This window comes from Planctopirus sp. SH287 (assembly GCF_056500625.1).
On the sequence record NZ_CM151403.1, the window covers coordinates 2,413,481 to 2,432,267 of the forward strand.

An 18,787-nucleotide genomic window follows, 5' to 3' on the forward strand; every position below is an offset into this window, starting at 1 on the left:
CCTGTTCAACCCTACTTTTAAGCTTTGAGAATGCAGCAGTCCCTTCGGAGATCGGCAGGATCTTATGCCACGTCCCAGCAATCCCCGGATATTGAGACCGAACCTTCCATTGCGGGCAGCCAGGGTCTTTTCAGAGACAGTCGGCCAGGCTGAAAAATCATTCGCAAGTCTCTCCCCGGCTCATCCTGCGGTTTCAGCTCCCAAAACCTCCGTTTCGCTTCTAAGTGAAGATTTTTCAGAGACAGTTGATCGAGATGAAGCATATGCCACACAGCTTCAGGCGTTCCTGACACAACTTCAGATCTATGCCGTTCAACCTCTGGCAGTCGCTCCCGCTTTTCGACTGATTCGCCAGATGTTGCCCGGAGATTCTCTCGATCAAAAATTGAATGATGGCAAGCAACTGCTGATTCAATGGGCACGTCGCGAAACATGGTGTCGGGAATTGTTAGCAGCCTCCCGGCATTCAGCGGCAGGTTTTCTCGAAGTCAGCCGGGAGATTGTCAGTGAAATTGCATCTCGTCCGGCGGCAGGGCACGCACCACTCAACCTTCTCAATCGTGTGCATGGTGATGTGGGGCTAACTCACCGATTTTCCCGTGAAGGTACTGCGGCACAGTTTGTTTTAGAGTCGTTGGTGCGAGTTGAATTGTCTTACACGCTCGCCCATGAGAACCGAAACCAGACGCTGCGGGAACTCCACGATCAATCCCTGGCATTCCTGCTCTGTGACTGGTCATTGCTGGCGGTTCATGGCGGACTTCAGAAAATCTCATCAGTGGGGATGGCCGACTACATAAAAAATCATGCAAAAATCAGTGCCGCCATGTTGGCGTCGGTGCCAGATGTCACTCCCCGCATGCTCTCCTGGATCAGTCTTCATCACGTTGCGGGAAGAAGCCACGTTACTGAAAGAAACCAGACTGAAAAAAGCCAGCCCTCAGTCAATGGTCGCCAGATGCCTGATTTTGAAAGGGCCATCGCTCTGGCAGCACCGGGCATTGATCGTTTTCTGGTGGTGATGCGATTGTGCGAATTGATGCACTTGGCCAACGCCGATTTTTTTGACCGGAATCCCTGGCGCGTGGTGATTCGAACACTTTGGAAAGAGGTCTTGCGAGGACGTCTCTCACGTTCTGAAGTTCGCGCTGCGGCTCTGCAATTGACCCCCGAACTGATCGACGAATTGCGTTCTGTCAGCTTTGAAGGCCGCCGACTCCGCGTCGATCGCACCCATGCGGGAAAATCTCTACTGGCCGGGCCGCACTGGCTGAGTCGCAAAGCGATGGCCAGGCGAACCAGTGGCTTGAATGCCATGAGAAGGTGGAAGCAGCAACGCCAGATGCTGAGTGCTCATGCCGGTGAGAAGGATCATCCATGAGCCTTAATCAGTCAAATGAACCAGACAGTGAATACTGGACTGAAGCTCCGCGACCACTGACCAGCCTGGCGTTTGTTGTTCCAGTCATTCTGGCCTATGAATGGGGCGTCATGTCGGCCAGTGGAGAATCCCACCAGACATTGCGCAATGGCGTCGATTTCTGGCTGAGATCGCAACTGTCATGGTTTGGTTTTACCAGAGGCTGGTGCGCCCCGGCTCTCGTTGTGCTCCTGTTGATGAGCCTGCACATCCTGAAGCAGGAGAAGTGGCGCGTCAAAATCCCGGTGCTCGGGGGCATGCTTGCGGAAGCCGCTGTTTTCGCGGGGTTACTGATTATGCTGGGGCAGATGCTCCCATGGACTCAGACGCCCTCTCCCTTGAATCCTACCGGTTCCGAGCTAACAAGAGCGCCACACTCCGTGCCCGCAATCCCTCCTTTGCAAAGCCCCAAAGCAAGCAACCATTCGCCCTTCGCGAATATTCCCCGGCAAGGAGACTACGAAGACCTGCTGCACTCCCCTCGCGCTTTGATGCTTTACGATGTGAATCCTGGCAAGCTCTCAGGAAATATTTCCGGCAAGATGGCGACACCTTCAGCCGATGCATGGCCTCATCCGGCACCGCGAATTCATTGGGCGACATGCCTGGGAGCGGGGTTGTACGAAGAGTTTCTTTTCCGTCTGTGCTTCGTCCCAGTGGTTTACTGTGCCTGGCGTTTTCTGGGCGTACCAAGAAAGATGTCTTTGTTTGCGAGCATTGTGATCAGTGGCCTGTGCTTTGCTGCCGCCCACTATTTGCAGGTCGATTCTCAAACAAATCGCATTTCGATGATCGCTACGTTGGAATATATTGCCAATAGTCGCGAAGTCTGGTCAGCCTTTAGTTTTCGCTGCCTGGCTGGCTGTCTTTTTGGCGGCTTGCTGATGATCCGCGGCTTCGGGATTGCCGTCGGCTGCCATGCCCTCTACGACCTGTTCGTCGGCTTCTGGATGGATTGATCACACCAAAAATCAAAACCACTCACTGAACCACGCCGCAAGAGGAATCCATCAAACGAAAAGCAGAGAAACCAGCCCGTCAACAATTGCCACGCAAACATCGCAAACATCGACAAACAGCCTGCTACCTATCTCTAATTACAGCAGTTCATCCCATTGCCCAGCAAGGCGGGTTGGGCATACTGTGACTGGCCGTAATAGACGTATGGGGCGTAGTCTCCCGCTGTGTAGCCGGCTGTGGTGAAGACTGGGCCGGTGATCGGTGCGCCTGCATAGTATCGGGACGCGGTATAGCTGTAGCCGTTCACGTCGCTGTATCCATAAAACCCAGGAGAGTAAACGCCTCCCGCAACAGCGTAAGGACGACCATACATGGCGCCGCCCCACCCGCCATAGCTGTACCGGTAAGGCCAACCCCAAGCATAAGGGGCACGCCCGTTGAAGCCATAACCATAGTAGCTGTAAAACGGGCCGTAGCCGTAAGTATTGCCCCAGCCAGCCCGGCTGTAGGCGAAATTCAGGTAAGGTGTCCGATGGTACGGGTGATTATAACCCCAGCCATAGCCGCGATATCCCCATCCCCAGCCATGGTGCCAGCCTGTGGCGGCCGAACTGGTTGTATGCGAAGCGGCCGCCAGGGCACTGGCGGTACTGGCGATGCCAGCAGCCTGAACTGTCGAAGAGGCCATCAGACTGGCACTCATCACGAACAGTGCCCACGCCATGTGTCTGGCGGTTTGAAATTTTGCATTCATGATCGATTCTCTTTTCACACAATCGGCAAGCCAGCCACTACAGTTTGGAAGTTTCATGGAGTGGCTCATCAGCTTAAAGACCGTGATCAAGGAGGGCCTGTCACCATTGATCCCCTCAACACCGTCTACACAATAGCCTACGACCCAATCTCTACGCTGGTCAAGAATTGACTGCTCTCGACTTCATTTTTCAGGTGAGACTCCCCCGCTTTTCTGGGGAATTCTGCCTTAGTAGACTTTTTCGGGTATCGAACACCTCATTCGATGAATGTGAACGTAAGAACAGATTCAACTGGCGTCAGGAAATCAAACCTGCTTCTTGTCTGATGCGATGGCTCTGCAATACCAGTCAAGCGGTGTAAGGCTTCAAAAAAATGTCGGTAATTTCATTTGAAAAGGGCTGATTTGGTTCTTCTTCCCTGAGATTCAGGGAGAAATCGTCCGCAAGGATTGAAGAGATGACACGGATTAATGCAATGATTTCACGCAAACCAGCCTTTTTTTGACCAATGGCCTACTCAGGGAAACACTCTCTCAGTCAATTGCCCCCTCACAACTGCAAAATAGTCCTTCATTCTGCGTCACATGGAGTCATCAGGCGTCAGACCTGTTCTGAACGATAATTCAAGAAAGTGATGCTGCGACGTGGCCCGATAGCGAGCAATTATGAAACCTCCCATTTTTGAACAGTATCGTGTTCTCACGGCACTTCCGGTTTACAACGAAGCCCGCCATGTGGATCACGTGCTGGGAATCGTGCGGCAATTCAGCGATGACATTGTTGTGATCAATGATGGTTCCACCGACGGCACCGCCGAGGCCCTTTCGCGTCACACAGACGTTCATGTCATCACTCATGAGCAAAATGCCGGCTATGGTGCGGGCTTACGTTCGGCGTTTCTTTACGCCATTGATCAAGGGTATGACGCGCTGGTGACCATTGATTGTGATGGTCAACATGAACCACGATTGATCCCTGAAATGGTGAAAGCCTTGTTTCCGGAAGACGCTCCGGCTTGGGATATCGTTTCTGGCAGCCGCTATTTGAAGCAATTTGCGGGTGACAGCCTGCCACCTGCCGATCGCCGCCGGATCAACCTGGAAATCACGGAGCAATTAAACGCCGAGTTGAAACTCCAGCTGACTGACACGTTTTGTGGGTTCAAAGCCTATCGCGTGGAGGCCCTGAAAACGTTCCATGTCACCGATCTTGGCTACGCCATGCCACTACAGCTGTGGGTCCAAGCGGCTGCGGCCGGATTGAAAATCGTGGAGTTCCCGGTTCCTCTGGTTTATCTGGAAGAGGAGCGATCCTTCGGCGGATCACTTGATGATGCCGTCCGACGAAAAGCTCACTATCAGCGAGTCATCCGCGAGGCACAGGCAGCCGTGGGGTTAATTGTTGCCCGTCAGGAGTAATTCAGAAACGCACCAGGAAAATCACAGAAGGACGTTCCTCTTTGTTGGCATCCCTGGTGTTCAGCGTTTGCCATCCGAATGGCGGCAGCTAACATGAGTTAAGTCCCCAGTTGTGCTGTGTCGCAGCATGGCTTGGGGTTCGATATCAGGTGATCCCCTTTTTTGTCGGACTTAACAACCTGTTCAACTCCGCTTTTCAAGTTTGACAATGCAGCAGTCAGCGGGTGCTATCATTTTCCCGGCTCCCATTTAATACTGTGTTTCCTTATGAATGCCTCAATGACCACGGAGATGAACCGAGTGCCTGTTCGCCGTTTCCGAGCTCCGCAGCAAAACGGTGAATTGCTGGCAGTTCCTTCCTTCTCCGAAACCATCACTCGCCTGCTCCTTTCAAAAGAAGAGCAGGAACTGGCTGGGCAAGAAGACGAAGGGGCCACACCGTCTTTTTCAACTGAAAATCGTCGTCTGGCTCGCAGTGAGGTCCTGGCGCTGGCCAAGCGGTATACATCGCTGATCGAACGCCACGCAGACATCAACGATGAATCCCTCGAGTCAGAACACAATTTCGAGTCGGAACACGATCTGGCAGGGACTGGGATCACCGCCGACGATGTGATCATTGGCACAGGACATCAACCGGAATGGTTTCATCCCGGTGTGCTGGCGAAAAACATTGCTGCCGACGCACTGGTGCGCAGCCTTCGCAAGCAAGGTCGGGCTGCGGTCGCGCTGAATTTGATTGTTGATAGTGACGAGATCAAATCAACTGCCGTTGCCCTTCCCACGGGAACACGCCAACATCCGCAACTCGGCAGTGTCGGATTTGATCAGAAAAAGCCCACAGTTCCTTGGGAAGAACTGGGTGCTCCCCAGAAAGCCCTGTTTGAAAAATTCCCAGGGGAGATGGCTGAAGCATTGGCGCCCTGGGGTTACCAGCCCGTGTTGGCGACCCAACCCGATCTGATGCGGCCAGCGCTGACTCAGCTTGAGGCCCATAACCCTGTCTTTGAGCGAACGGGAAACGACACCCCGGCTGTCAACCGACTGTGCGATCTCGTCGCTTCTGTTCGTCATCAGTGGGAGCGATCTGTCGGAATTACCAATCTGGAGGTGCCGCTCTCCTGGGTCTCACAAACCCTCAGCTTCCGACGATTTCTGCTCCACTGGTTAAGAAACGCGGCTCAGAATCACGAAATTTATAACCGTGTGGTGCAGCAGTACCGGAGCGATAATGGGATCCGTGGCCATCAACGCCCCGTTCCTGACTTGTTGATCGAACCACCCCTGGTTCTGTCACAAGCCGAAGAGGCTTCGCCACGTTGGGAAGTCCCCTTCTGGACATGGACAAGTCCAGTTAATGCCACTGTTCCGGTCAATCGCGAGCGTCTCTTTGTCCGCCAGATGGGGGACAAACTGGAGTTATCGACTTCACAATACCGACTTGGTCTGCTCCCCGCTCATCCAGAAGATGAAACGCAGGCCATCGAGCAATTGGGACAGTGGTTCAAGCGCGGGGTGAAGATCCGCTCGCGCGCATTGATGACCACTATGTTCGCGCGTCTTTACCTTTGCGACCTGTTCATTCACGGCATCGGCGGCGCCATCTATGACGAAATGACAGATGCGCTGATTGAAGAAATTGATCAGCGACCAGCCCCTGAGTTTCTTACGGTCTCCGCCACGCTTTATGCTCCCTTGGGTGGCCCGTTTTCTTCCACGCCGGCTGATGTTCGTCGGCATCAGTCACTCCTGAGAGACCTTCAGCAAAACCCGTGGCGCCATTTGCCTCCCTGTGATACGCTTTCTCAGGAAAAGCAAAATTCAGCGAGTTTGTGCCAGCGTCTGACCGGACTTTTCATCGAACGGGATCGACTTCTTGAAGAGCAGCACGCGACAGAAATTCGTGCTGACCGCCATCTGCCCCGTCGCATTCGTCGTCAGCGCAACCGCCAGCGGTATCTGCGACTGAACGAAATTCGCCAGGAGTTGTTGAAACTTCTGGAGAGTCAGGTTGCGCAAGTTCAAGATGACCTGGAATCTCTTTTGACTGAGGTCAAAGCCAACCAGATCCTGAAGTCGAGAGAATTTGCCTGGTGTCTGTTCCCGGCATCGGCCCTCAATCAACTGGTCACCAGCGTGCGAACAGCAGCAAGGCTGTAAATCGTTCTCATAACACCAGACATACAAATCGCAACTTGAAATAGCACCGTTGATATCTGGAAGGCGGATAACCTCTGACAACGCATTGCCAATGGCACCCCAACGCCAATGGCAATCCCCCTCAACCGGCCTTCTGTCACCTTCTCCCTCAGGGAGAAGGATTGGAGGGCTTCCGGATAGACTGTCAGGCTGATTCTGCGGCGAGGCTGGTTTCCTCGACGGGACTCAGCGATTCGTTGGCCATGGTCTCGGGAAGTGCCTGTTGCAACTTGCTGGATGTCTGAATTCGTCGGAATGAGCGGAGTGTGTCAAAGAGGAGGTAGACTCCAACGACCATAACACCGATTCCCTGCACCAGTTGAGGGTGCCCACTGGCGAAAGTGCCCATCAGCAGGACACTCCCTGTCGCCAGAGCAGCGGCAGCCAGAGTTCCACGAACCATGACCTGCATGCGTGACCGCTTCCAGTGGCTGCTTTTGACAGCCGTTCGGGCAGAGACATTGGCCACCTCCCGCATTGATTCCATGTGGGCACGGAACTCATTTTTGTCGACTTTATGACGCGGTTCATTGCTCCAGACCTGAGGAGTCTCTTCTTTGATCTTCTCCGACATTGAAGACGCTTCTACTGCTTTTTGAGCTTGGGGTTGTTCTTGCACCACCTCTTTGGTGGTCTCATCTTTCATCGAAGAACGCTGCCCGTAACGTCCCAGCAACCGCGCCATGTAAGAGGCCACAGTGTCCTCTTCTTCCGCCGTTTCTTCCTGGATCGCTGGTGACTGTGAGCCGTGATTCGATGCGGCCGATGACGAAGCTGATTCTGTTTCTGTCGCCGACATCAACCTTGATGAGGAGAGTCCGGTATCGGTTGGATCAGCCTGGTTTTGATCAAACGAGTCGGCTAAAGGGCGTCTCTCTGAGTGTGCCTCATCGGTCTCAGTATTGCTTGATTCGAGAATGCTTTCTGAAGACGACGAAGTTTCCTCCGGGTGATTTTCTGGCGAACTCTTTGTGGTGGTTCCGAGATCATTGATGCCAAACAGTTGAGCCAGTTCGGCACGCAGGTTGGAAACACGATCTTCGCCGGCCTCATGTGAAGAATGAGCCGATGTGCCTGCGACTGGTGCAAGTTCTGGCTCGACATCAGCAGCAGCCTCTCTCCAGAGTCGCTGGCTGGCTAAAGGTGCTCCAAAACCATGGTCGTCAACGACGGAAATTCCTGAAGTATTATTATCGGGGATAAACCCGTGAGATGGGTAATCCTGCCCCAGTGAACCAGCCGGCGGTGAGTCAACGGCCACCTGACCTTCAGCGTCCAGTCTTTCAGCGGCCAGAAGATGGGCCACGCTGAAACGGTTGGGATACTCTTCTTCGTCCTCTGTGGCGGCTGTCGCTGCCGAGAAGTTTTCTGTCTCAATCAAGTTGGCAGGTTCATCTGCGATGGGTGCTGTCAGCACGGCGGCCTGTCCGTACTCAATGTGGTCACCATGAGCTGCGTCAGGCACAGCCGCAGATGATTCGGTTTCATACGAATTTTGCTCGTACGAAGAAGCTCGAAGAATCTCATCGGTCTCTGTCGCGCCGGGTTGTTCGGCGTGATCCGTACTGGCCACATAGGACTCACCGGGGGTCACCGGGAGCCAGTCCACTGTTCCCTGAATGGTGCCTGGTGGGGAAAAATGCTGATCATGCAGCGATGTTTCTTCAAAGACCGCCATCTCCAGCGGCGCATATTGCTCAGTATGATCAGGTTCAGTTTCAATGGCTGTTTCCGAAGCGGTTTCGGTGGCCACGAGTCCCATCAGTTCATTGCACAAGTCCAGCGCGTTTGTTTCATGGGACTCGTTGTCAGTCCCGTCAGCCTTTGGGCCATTATCTACTGAATTTTCTTCATCAATGGCCTGAGCAACGGCCACATTACTGATTGTGTCGGGTTCGTTTGAGGACTCGGCACTGGCCTGATGAAGCGTGGCTGCGTGTTCCTTGAGAGATGTCTGAGACGCAATGGCGTTTTCCTGCGCAGTTTCCCACTCGGCCCGCTTCTGCTCCAGTTCTTCGGATTGTGTGCGCAGATCGGCCAGGGTTCGTCGCATGGATTCATCCCAGCGATCCCAGGCTTGTTGTTGTTGAGACTGTTCTTCCAGCAGGGCGGCACGGGATGACGCTGCCAGTTCTTCAATTCGGGTGCGTTCACAGGCCAATGCTTTTTCGCGAACTTCGACCGCATGGAGACGCTCGTTGAGATCTGCCTGCTGAGCCGCCAATTCGCTCGTACGAACTGCGAATTGAGCCACTTCCTGTGCCAGTTGTTCCTTCTGAGAGGCTGTTGACTGATCCAGTTGCAGTTGCAATTCTTCCCGCTGCGAATGTTCCGCCTGCTGCGACGATAACTCAGAATTCCGGGCGGATAACGAGGCTTCCAGCCGACCCAGAGATTGCTCTTTCAGAGCCATCTCTTCCGCCAATGATTCCAACTGCGAGAGTCGGGCGTCAAGATCAGCACATTCCGCTTTCTGAGTGGTGTAGGCCGCTTCCCATCGGGCCTGTTCATCGCGCAGTTTTGACTCTCGCTCTGCTAATGTGTTCTTAAAATCATTCAGCGCGGATTGCTGCTGGCTGCAATCAGAAAGACTGGCGGCAAGATCAGCCTCCCGGCGATCAAACGCTGCTCGCTGGGCGTCCCGCTGAGCTTCCTGTTCTTGAGTCTTCAACCGGAATTGGCGTTCGTTTTCAGCGATTTCTGTTTGTCGCTGGAGTAATGAAATCTGTGTCCGTTCCAGTTCCTTGCGGAGCGTCTGCTGAGCCGCTTCTGTGGCCTCGATGGCTTGCAAACGCACGGCTGATTCTGTTTCACGACGAACTAATTGCGTCCGCAGGCGTTCAAGTTCTGCTCGCTGCTGGGCGATTCTGGCCCGTTCTGCAGCATGAGACTCGGCGTGGTCGAGCGTCATTTTCTCCAGATGGAGTCGTTGCTCCATAACCGAAGCCAGCGTTCTCTGAAGCTCGTTTTCCAGTAGTGACTTTGTTTCAGACGCCATGGGGGCGGAAGGAGGGATGAGATGACCCTTCCGCACTTCGGGAGTCTCTAAAATCACTTCGGAGATGCCTGACTCATGCTTGCCGGACTTAAGGGGGCCATCGACGATGTCAGCACTGGTGATGTCATGACTGGCGATGTCATGACTGGCAACGAGAGTTTCCTGTAAAGAGGATGGCTGAGCCGTCGAAGTATCCGGTGGTGAGAAATTTCCCACGGGAGAATTCATGGCTGATTCTGATGGAAGCTTTGTGGGGGAAGCTTCGTTGCCGTTTTCCGGGATGAACTGAAGAAGTTCGTCGGCAGTGGCTGCGCGAAAGCGAAACGTCCATGGCCCGATGGTTAAACGGTCATTGGGGCGAAGGGTGGCTTCTTTGACAGGGCCATCATTGATCCAGGTTCTTGAATCCCAGGCTTTGATGATGGCGGAGTTTGCCCCCACGATCAGAAGAGCATGCTGTGGTTTGATGCCTTCGCTGGCCAGAAGAAGAGAGGCTTCCGGGCCACTGCCAATCACATGCCGACCACGCCGCAAAATCCAGGGAGATCCTCCAAGAGTCGGCACCAGGACAAAGGCTCCGGTGTTTTCTACTTGTTTGGGCTGAAATGCGATGGGGGAAATCATGGTCGTCACGCCTGGTGCTCCTCAATCCGCGAGTTTGGGGCCTGTTTGCGATAACAGCCCCTTGTCTGATCTCACAAAACCCCGATGCGACTGAAACGACGAAGGCTTCGGCATTTCCAGACATGCACCATGGATTTTGTCAGATGCTCCAGTAGCCCTATAGCTTTTGAGGAGACGCGTGCTGGCTAAGACGTTGAACAAACGCAACATTCATTTTGTCTGCCTGTCAACTTTTCATACTGTGACGATTCTGACGATTCCCGGATCAAAGATTGAACAGAGTGTATCGCTTGCTAATAATAAGTCTGTTCAGGATTCAACCGGTCACTGACCCTGAACCTCAGTGGATTGCCTGTCCTGAATCGCGTTACAAATGGGAATTCAGGGCACTGAACCAAAACTGTTCTGGCAGGCGTTCTGTTGACTGATACCGCAATCTGGTGCTTGTGGTATGACCGTAGACTCAATTTTCGATCATGAGGTGAGTTTCATGCCGGGCTGGTTTGGTGCGTCAAAAAAGCCAGCAATGACGGAAAATCCCCCGGAAATTCCATTTGAACTTGCCTGCCCATGCGGCAACGTGCTTACGGGAGACAGGCTCAAGGTTCACCAGTTCGTTCCCTGTGTTCAATGCGGCCAAAAAGTTTTCATCCTGCCGCTGAATGTTTATCCCTCCGCCATTCCTTATCAATCGGGGGGAACAGGCAAAGGGAAGGAATCATCCGAATCAACGACAGATCACAAGTCTTCAATCAAAGATCAGAACGCTCATCGATTCGACGAAGACGTTCAGTCGTCAACAGTTTCGGAAGCGCCCATTGTCAAAGGGGCAAAGGCGATTGGTCGCAAGATCAAGCCGCCACCTTTGCCGGTGGAACCTCCGCCACCTGAACCGGTCACTCCGTCACTGGTTGAGTCAACTGGTGAACGCCTGACTGAAAGGTTCACACAACTTCAAAAATCATGGCGTGTCTGGCACACGGTTCTCGCTTCGAATGTGGCTGTGCTGATCATTGCTGGAATGGTCTTGTGGCGACAGGCAGCCTTGTCATCGGCCCGGCAAATCGTGGATCAGGCGACTGAAGCGGGGATGGCGGCTTTGAAAGAGGGTGATTTTTTCGAGGCTGACACTCAATTGGGGCGTGCTGTCCGGGCACTGGATCAACTCGGGCTGAATCATGGGACTGCACGCATGGTTCGACAGACTTACGCCGAGGTTCATGCGGCAGCAAATCTGGTTTCCACACCTTTTGAAGAGGGCTTGCCCGATCTGCGAGGCAAGCAGTTCTCTCGTGAATGGAAAGACCAGGTTCGTCGACACTATGCCGGGAAGTGGCTGATATTTGACGCCCACGCAGAGCCTGACCCCGCATCGTCGAATCGCTGGATTTTCGATTTACCCTTACAGGTCTCTGGTCACGATGTTGCTGTGCTTGTTGAACCTTCTGCGAATAAATCTTTGTTTCTCAACGGAGAGAACTCGACACGGATGATTGCTGCGGGGCAGATCCAGGAGATTGAGCTTCCTGAGGATAACCAAAAACTCCGAATCATCTTGCGTGGCGATTCGTTCCGTCCGTGGGTGCATGAAGACATTCTGGAGACTCTGGGGCTACACACACCAGATGCGGAACTTCAACAGGAAACGAGTGAAGTTCTTCGCCGTCAAGCGGACGCACTGGGACTCAAGGAGTAATGACCATGTTGGCTCAATCCATCTTTATGCGGATACCACATTACGGCTTTGTCTGCGGACTGATGTCGCCGCAACGCTCTCCGTTGTCTGACTTAACAACAGGCCCGACGCGATTTTTTTTCCGTATCATTTTTTGGCTAGGGATCAATCTGGTGTTCTTGAACACTGGAATGGCTTTTTCCAACGATGAAGCGTGGTCAACCGAAAAATTCACTTCGATGAAAGACAAATGGGAATCACTGGTGGATACCCCCCTTTCCATTGAAGGGCGGATCTCATCCCTTTCCAAAAATCTGATGAGGCTGGCTCGCTGCCCGTTACCATTTTCTTTACGGGAAGAAGACGCACGGAAAGTCTCGAGTGGGAAAAGCGCACTGATTCGAGGATCGCTCCGAAAAGATCGGGATACCGAGAAACTTCAGTTTGAGGTTGCCAGCATCACGCTGGTTCCCGGTGATGGCGAAGAGTATCGATTGCGGGCAGGGCAAATCCGTGTGAACGATGTGGCCCCCTGGTATCAACTGGCAGACTGGGCCGAATCACGAGCCACGTTTTTCCATGATGCCGAGTTACTGTCGTTAGCGGTCAATGCCCGGCAACGTGGTCTTCAAGCCGAAGTGCGTCTCCTGGATCCTCGCACTCCCGAGCAATTGGAAAACCTGGCAAAGAAAGCCCGAACTCTCAAACTTGATGAACGCTATGCGATGGAATTGCAGTTTGAAAGTGCGTGGCAACTTGTCACAACCCTGCTCCGTGATCCTCAACGTGAAGCGGGGACACTTGCTGATGTGGCCGCTAATATTGAACGGCAGTTCCAGGGCACCAAGACTCCCTTGGCGCGCTGGAGCGAAGTTGACTGGCAGAACTCGGAAGTCATTTCCAACTATGCTGAAGGGGATGATGCTGCCCGGAAATTATGGCATCGCCGGCTATATATCGCGGTTACCGCCGCTGAACTGGAGGCCCAATTAGCTCCTGATGGCCGGAATGGCGTCGAAATCGCAGAGGAATGGCGGACTCGACTGCCTGAAAGGGCCAGCGAGAGTGATCGATTTATAGCGAAGTTTGATAGTTATCGTAAAGCACGACTTAATAGCATGACCCGAGACGAACTTCTGGAGTTTGCTAAGGATCTTGAATCGCGGCGCAAAGCCGATGTTGCCGACCAAGTCCGGCGTCAGTGGATGGGGCACCGAGCCGAGTTATCTGCGGTTCAAGGTGGGCCGGGGGTGATTCGGATGTCTGAAAATCATCGTGTGGTTTATGGCGATGAACAGGGAGCGATGGCGATCCTACACACCGGCTGGCAGAAACATCCTGACGACATCACATTGCGAGAGACGTTTGAGGGGTTGGGTTATCAGCTACAAGGTGGCAAATGGGTTCGCGGCAAATTTCATGAAGACATGACAGCACGCCCAGTTGTTCCAATTCCCGCTCTGGCGAAAGGAATGACCATGGAACAAGCGAAATCGATGTTGGGATTGCCTTCCAAACGCGCACGTCTCGTCATGGGAACCGGCCCGGTGGAACACTGGATTTATGGTGAAGGGGGAAGCCGCCTCGTGCTGGAATTTACGGCCACCCGCGGGCAGAACCTTCGCTTAAACACATTTTATTCCGCCGATTGAGTCGCACTGTCATATCGGCGTGATACAGGCTCATCAGCATGATCTCGCCTACAACCATACTTGTGCCCTGCTGATCAATACGCACAACGGCGATCCCTTCGCTTCATGGGAGAAGCCTCTGAAATTGCCACAGAATGCAGTGCATCGCGGTGCAGAGGATGAGCGAGTTTCTGCCTCAATTGATGGTTAACCACCTGCATCATTTTCTGGCTGCGATGAACCTTCTGCTTGACAGGCCACTCCTTCAGACCTAATGTTAACCAACAAGTTAATTAACAGGATGGTTTCACAGGCTTCATTCATGCAGGATCAGCTCAGTCAGAAGTTCGCTGCACTGGCCGACCCAACCAGAAGGGCGATGCTCGCCAGGCTCACTCATGGCCAGGCAAGTGTGTCGGAAATTGCAGCGCCATTTTTAGAGCAAATGAGTCTGCCCGCTGTGACAAAGCACCTGAAAGTGCTCGAGAGTGCCGGGCTGGTTAAGAAAACCCAGTCTGCTCAGCGTCGACTCTGTGATCTGAACCCCGAAGGATTCAAGGACACTGTCGAGTTCCTCGAGCAATACCGGCAGATGTGGGAAGAAAGCTTCGACAGGCTTGAAGCTTACCTGGAATCCGTCACTGCAAAACCCAAGAAATCGAAAAGGGAAAAGTCCGATGGTGGCCAGAAATAATCCGAACGAGATTTCGATCACACGTATCTACGATGCCCCTTTGAAAACCGTCTGGGAGGCATGGACAGATCCTGACCAGGCGGCCCTGTGGTGGGGGCCTCGCGGTTTTACACTGACCACTCACAGCAAGGATTTAAGGCCGGGAGGAATCTGGCACTACACGATGCACGGGCCAGATGGAACCGATTATCCCAACAAGGCGTTTTATCACGTCGTGGAGAAACACAAGAAACTGATCTATGACCATGGCGGCTACGATGACCGTCCACCGCTCTTTCGAGTCACGGTATTATTTTCCGAGTTGGACGAAAAAACGACAATGCAGATGACGATGGCTCTGCCGACTGCTGAAGAAGCAGAAGCCACTCGCAAGTTCATCAAAGCAGCCGGCGGAAACGCAACATGGGATCGTTTGGGCGAATTCCTGGCTGAGAAGAAAAATGGGCAACACTGCTTCGTCATCAATCGTAGTTTCGCGGCGCCCATCGATCTCGTTTTCAAGATGTGGACTCAACCGAATTATCTCTCGAAGTGGTTGCCACCAGAGGGATTCAAAATGGACATCCTGCGGGAGGATGTTCGCGACGGTGGAGACTGTTTCTTCCGCATGAGCAATCTGGCTGACGTGACATTCTACGGAAGGCTCGACTATCGGGAGGTGAGTCATCCCAGCCGGATTGTCTATGTTCAGCAGTTCTGTGATGAAGAAGAAAAAGCAGCCCGCCATCCGGGGCTACCGGTCTTTCCGGAAGCGATGCTGGCGACAGTCCTGCTGGCCATTGAGGATGATTTCACGACACGAGTCACTGTGACCATAACACCAGTCGGTGCCGTGTCGGCTGAAGAAGTCATCGCCTTTCTGAAAACACGGGCCAGCATGACACAAGGCTGGACAGGCTCATTCGACAAGCTGGAGACTATGATCTCCGCAGTGGCCAGCGAAATGTGACCTGCTGATGGTGAGTAGACTCAATCATGAGACGGATCTGACTTACTCACGAACTGTGGGCGCAGGGTTAGACTAATGCGGCTTTGACGAACTGTGTGTGGCGAACTGGATGGGTGACTGATCGTTTAACGCAGAGTGTTTACCCCAGTCTGATGATCAAACTTCGAACTCGGGTTTGGCTTGTGGGTCGATCTGCCGGGCAGCTCTCAGGCCAGACTCAATGGCTCCTTCCACCCACCCGGATTTGAGAGTGGTGAAATCGCCTGCAAAATGCAGTCGGCCTTCGGGGATTTGCCACTCCTGAATCATCCATCCCGCACCAAGGGGGAGATTGGCAAATGCGGCCTTGATCCAGGGTTGATCAGGCCAAGAAAACTCACCCACGGTGATGACTTCGTCAATCAAGCCGGGAAGATCATCTTGAAACAGCTGGACAATCGATCTGGCTCGGGTTTCTTTCGGCTGCTTGAGGTAGTCTTCGGCATTCTTTCCTGTCAGGTAAAAGAAGATGTTTCCATGCCCCCCAGGCTCATTTCCAGTGATGTCAATCACTCGTTCCCAGGGGCGATCAGAAGCCGCCATTGGCCAGCCGTGCACGCCTTGCTTGAGCCAATGGGGTGTGCGGGTCTGCACATAGACTTTGACGACGGGAGACCACTCGAGTTGATCAACCAGAGCCTGCTTGCCTGGTAAAAGTCGGGGAGTGATCTCCATTTCGCGCAGGACAGGAAACGGGATCGTGCTGATGACTTGATCGGCATTCCAAGTGCGCCCATCTTTGGTCACCACCGAGATTTCGCGGGCTGTTTGCCGGATGGAGACTGCGGGCATGCCCAGATGAACGCGATTTCCCAGAACTTGTGCCATGGCTTGTGGTAAACGCTCGTTGCCGCCGGCAATTCGGAAAAGATTCCGATCTGCAAAGTGATAAGCGAGATCAGGTAGAAGGGCCAAAACAGCCGTGTCGATTGTGGCCTCGGCTGCATAAGCGTCGACGAGTCGAATCAAAGCCTCAGACGCCCCCGTCAACTGCATCAGATTCTTGAGGGTCAGTGGATCGAGTCGTTCCAGCTCTTGGGGATTCGGCCAATGAGAATCAAGAACCGTATTGAGATTGACCCCAGCTTTGACGAGTGCATTGGCCAACAGCGATGGCAAGGAGACATTTCGTTCGCTGGGATGAAGTTGCCATGGCCAGGGTTTGGTGAGATTGGCATCTCCAATCTGTCCTGTCACATGAAATCTCGGGCAGCCATCATTCATGGCGATCAGTGGCAACCGAAACTTACTGATGTAGCCACAGACGAGCGGCATGTTGGTGCGAAAATGTCCGCCTCCTCCTTCGGTCGTTTGTCCATCCTTGAGAGGAATCGAGATCAGTCGTCCGCCAATCCGGTTCTGATACTCAAGAACCTGGACGTCGTGCCCTTGACGATGGAGTGCGAGAGCAGCCGTCAATCCAGACATGCCAGCACCCAGGACAAGTATTCGCCGCGTTCTGGAGGTCGAAGCCTGAAGAATTTGAGGGTTGGACTGAGTGATGACAGCCCCTGCTCCACCCACAAGACCTGCCTGAGCAAGAAAACGCCGTCGATTGAGCTTGTTCGCGCGTGTCCGTTCCAAAGCTGGCCCGCCTTGTGTCTGGGAAACAGGAAGTATGGCGTGTTAGCAACTCTACCATGGCTGTAAAATGACGATGGGGAAAGTTTCGTCACTGGCCGCGAGAGACTTCAGAAAGAATGAACGCATCGTCAGGTCATGACAAACCCTTAAGGTTGCTCACTCCCTTGACGCTGGCTGGCAATGCCTGATTGATATTAACGGCAGTCTCCACTGAGCAAACACAACGGAGCAAACACCTGGCCGAAACGTCCTCGGCTTCATCCTCAGACACGGGAAGAATTGATGCTGCCCTTGCGGGCTTTGGGGCGGCGTATGAGGGCCGGTTATTGATCTACGTATGGGTCTTACGCCGCCAGCTCCTTGCGGGGTTTGGGCCTATCGGCCGGGACGTGGGCTAAAGATTCGCGGCCCCGTTGCGTCCTCTTGCGGAGTTTGGGGCGGCGTATGAGGGTCAGTTGTTGATCTACATATGGGTCTTATGCCGCCAGGGTGGTGGTGCTTGTTGGGTTGTCGATAGGCGGTTGGCGAATAGGCGGGTCGGTTTGCAAAGGCACGGGGGAGTTGGTGCATTGCGCTGCGCTTCATGCTCCCTACGTGCTCATCCTACATGACGCTGCGCAACAAGGGGGGTTAGGTTAGAGGGGATTCGCTGGGCGCGCCTCGTCGGTGAGGGCCATCAATGGGCCAGCCTGCGATCCGGAAGATGACCCTCGTCAGCGGCTTGATCAGGGCCGTGTTGTGCCGGCGGTGTCGCAAGATGCTGCCAGCTTGAGAGGCCTGTGGCGCTCTCAACTCGAATTCGAGAATCCTACTGGTTTTCTGACTTGTTGGCCCAAAGGATTGTCAGCGGCAACGGAGTGATTCCCTGCCGCCGAGATGATTCTCTTGAATGTCAGGTCATTTTCTGAGCTTCACAACGGCTTCCGACAACAATTGGATCCCCGTGATTCTCAGGAAAAGCAAAACTGGTGGGACAGGTGCTTAAGTTCGCAAGCGTGGTTCTCACGAAGGAAACTTCGTGACGGCGACTCTCTGCGCGGCCCTGATCGGTCGTGGACTTTTCTTGTCAAATTGAAATGCGTATGAGTTGGTGCATTGCGCTTCGCTTCATGCCCCCTACGTGACTGACTCCAGCCTACAGTGCCGTGGTACAGAGCCATGTTATAGGGCCGTGTTCTGGCAGGATGTTGAACGTGCCTGTAGGCTCAGTGGCCTGCTGCTGTTCGTTAGCCTGCCAAATCAGAAATCAAGTTCCCACAGGGTGTGTCATGAAGATCTGGATTGATGGGGATGCCTGTCCCCGTGAAGCCAAAGAACTGGTTTACAAAACATCCAGTCGATTGCAACTGGAGACCACCGTCGTGGCCAATGCCAGCATGTGGATCCCCAGCGGAAATTCGTGGATCAAACTGATTGTTGTTCCCGGCGGGCCGGATGTTGCGGATCGTTATATTGTGGAGCATTCCACCCCTGGTGATCTGACCATTACCGGTGATGTCCCTCTGATGTCTGACCTCATTGCCAAACGGGTTTTCGTCATCGACTTTCATGGCTACTTCTGCACAGAAGAAACCGTGGGCGAACGTCGGGCAGCTCGTGATCTCAACGATCAATTACGGCAGTCCGGACTGATTTCCGGCGGGCCGGCCCCGTATGGTGGCAAGGACAAACAGCGTTTTGCCCAGTCTCTCGACCAACTCCTCACCCGCGAGTTGAAACGGATCGCCAAGGAGGCGGCTCTAAAAAAGAGCTAACATCCTTCCCGAGACTCAGAGTCTGTCGGAAAATCTCAACTCTTTCTCTCTGATCTTTCTCTCTGAGGGGGCAGGTGGCCGCAGACA

General features: G+C 53.6%; 12 protein-coding genes. 9 read left to right on the top strand and 3 right to left on the bottom strand.

The window, feature by feature from the left end:
* Positions 1–64: 64 nt before the first annotated feature.
* On the top strand, positions 65–1,381 hold the full coding sequence (locus SH287x_RS09065; RefSeq protein WP_479518381.1) for a hypothetical protein: 1,317 nt from the start codon (positions 65–67) through the stop codon (positions 1,379–1,381).
* A complete protein-coding gene (locus SH287x_RS09070) occupies positions 1,378–2,379 on the top strand; it encodes a CPBP family intramembrane glutamic endopeptidase (RefSeq protein ID WP_479518382.1) in 1,002 nt (333 codons plus the stop codon). Before SH287x_RS09065 ends, SH287x_RS09070 begins: the two co-directional genes overlap by 4 nt.
* Before the next feature lie 134 nt (positions 2,380–2,513).
* Here the strand turns inward: SH287x_RS09070 and SH287x_RS09075 are convergent, their stop codons facing one another.
* Complete coding sequence (locus SH287x_RS09075; protein WP_479518383.1) at positions 2,514–3,134, bottom strand: hypothetical protein; 621 nt, start codon at positions 3,132–3,134, stop codon at positions 2,514–2,516.
* Positions 3,135–3,800: 666 nt separating this feature from the next.
* Between SH287x_RS09075 and SH287x_RS09080 the strand changes: the two genes are divergently transcribed.
* Both SH287x_RS09080 and SH287x_RS09085 read left to right on the top strand, forming a co-directional pair.
* Positions 3,801–4,553 (top strand): glycosyltransferase family 2 protein, encoded by a 753-nt coding sequence (locus SH287x_RS09080; protein WP_479518384.1) that lies wholly within the window; start codon positions 3,801–3,803, stop codon positions 4,551–4,553.
* A 291-nt stretch (positions 4,554–4,844) separates the two neighbouring features.
* Positions 4,845–6,713, top strand: coding sequence for a hypothetical protein (locus tag SH287x_RS09085; protein WP_479518385.1), 1,869 nt, complete (start codon positions 4,845–4,847; stop codon positions 6,711–6,713).
* Between the two features lie 184 nt (positions 6,714–6,897).
* On the opposite strand, the gene SH287x_RS09090 is transcribed toward SH287x_RS09085, so the two are convergent.
* Complete coding sequence (locus SH287x_RS09090) at positions 6,898–10,374, bottom strand: FHA domain-containing protein (protein WP_479518689.1); 3,477 nt, start codon at positions 10,372–10,374, stop codon at positions 6,898–6,900.
* A gap of 490 nt (positions 10,375–10,864) precedes the next feature.
* On the opposite strand from SH287x_RS09090, the gene SH287x_RS09095 reads away from it, so the two are divergent.
* The 4 genes from SH287x_RS09095 (at position 10,865) to SH287x_RS09110 (ending at position 15,323) form a co-directional block, all read left to right on the top strand.
* The gene (locus SH287x_RS09095; protein ID WP_479518386.1) at positions 10,865–12,070 is read left to right on the top strand and encodes a hypothetical protein; all 1,206 of its coding nucleotides are present in this window, start codon (positions 10,865–10,867) and stop codon (positions 12,068–12,070) included.
* Positions 12,071–12,075: 5 nt separating this feature from the next.
* On the top strand, positions 12,076–13,701 hold the full coding sequence (locus SH287x_RS09100; protein WP_479518387.1) for a hypothetical protein: 1,626 nt from the start codon (positions 12,076–12,078) through the stop codon (positions 13,699–13,701).
* A gap of 301 nt (positions 13,702–14,002) precedes the next feature.
* Entirely contained in the window at positions 14,003–14,374 is a 372-nt protein-coding gene (locus SH287x_RS09105; protein ID WP_479518388.1) for an ArsR/SmtB family transcription factor, read from the top strand.
* Positions 14,358–15,323: an SRPBCC domain-containing protein gene (locus SH287x_RS09110; protein ID WP_479518389.1), complete on the top strand. Its 966-nt coding sequence runs from the start codon at positions 14,358–14,360 to the stop codon at positions 15,321–15,323. The genes SH287x_RS09105 and SH287x_RS09110 overlap by 17 nt, the downstream gene beginning before the upstream one ends.
* Before the next feature lie 156 nt (positions 15,324–15,479).
* Here the strand turns inward: SH287x_RS09110 and SH287x_RS09115 are convergent, their stop codons facing one another.
* On the bottom strand, positions 15,480–16,946 hold the full coding sequence (locus SH287x_RS09115; protein ID WP_479518390.1) for a flavin monoamine oxidase family protein: 1,467 nt from the start codon (positions 16,944–16,946) through the stop codon (positions 15,480–15,482).
* Between the two features lie 1,268 nt (positions 16,947–18,214).
* On the opposite strand from SH287x_RS09115, the gene SH287x_RS09120 reads away from it, so the two are divergent.
* On the top strand, positions 18,215–18,700 hold the full coding sequence (locus SH287x_RS09120; RefSeq protein ID WP_479518391.1) for a YaiI/YqxD family protein: 486 nt from the start codon (positions 18,215–18,217) through the stop codon (positions 18,698–18,700).
* Positions 18,701–18,787 lie beyond the last annotated feature (87 nt).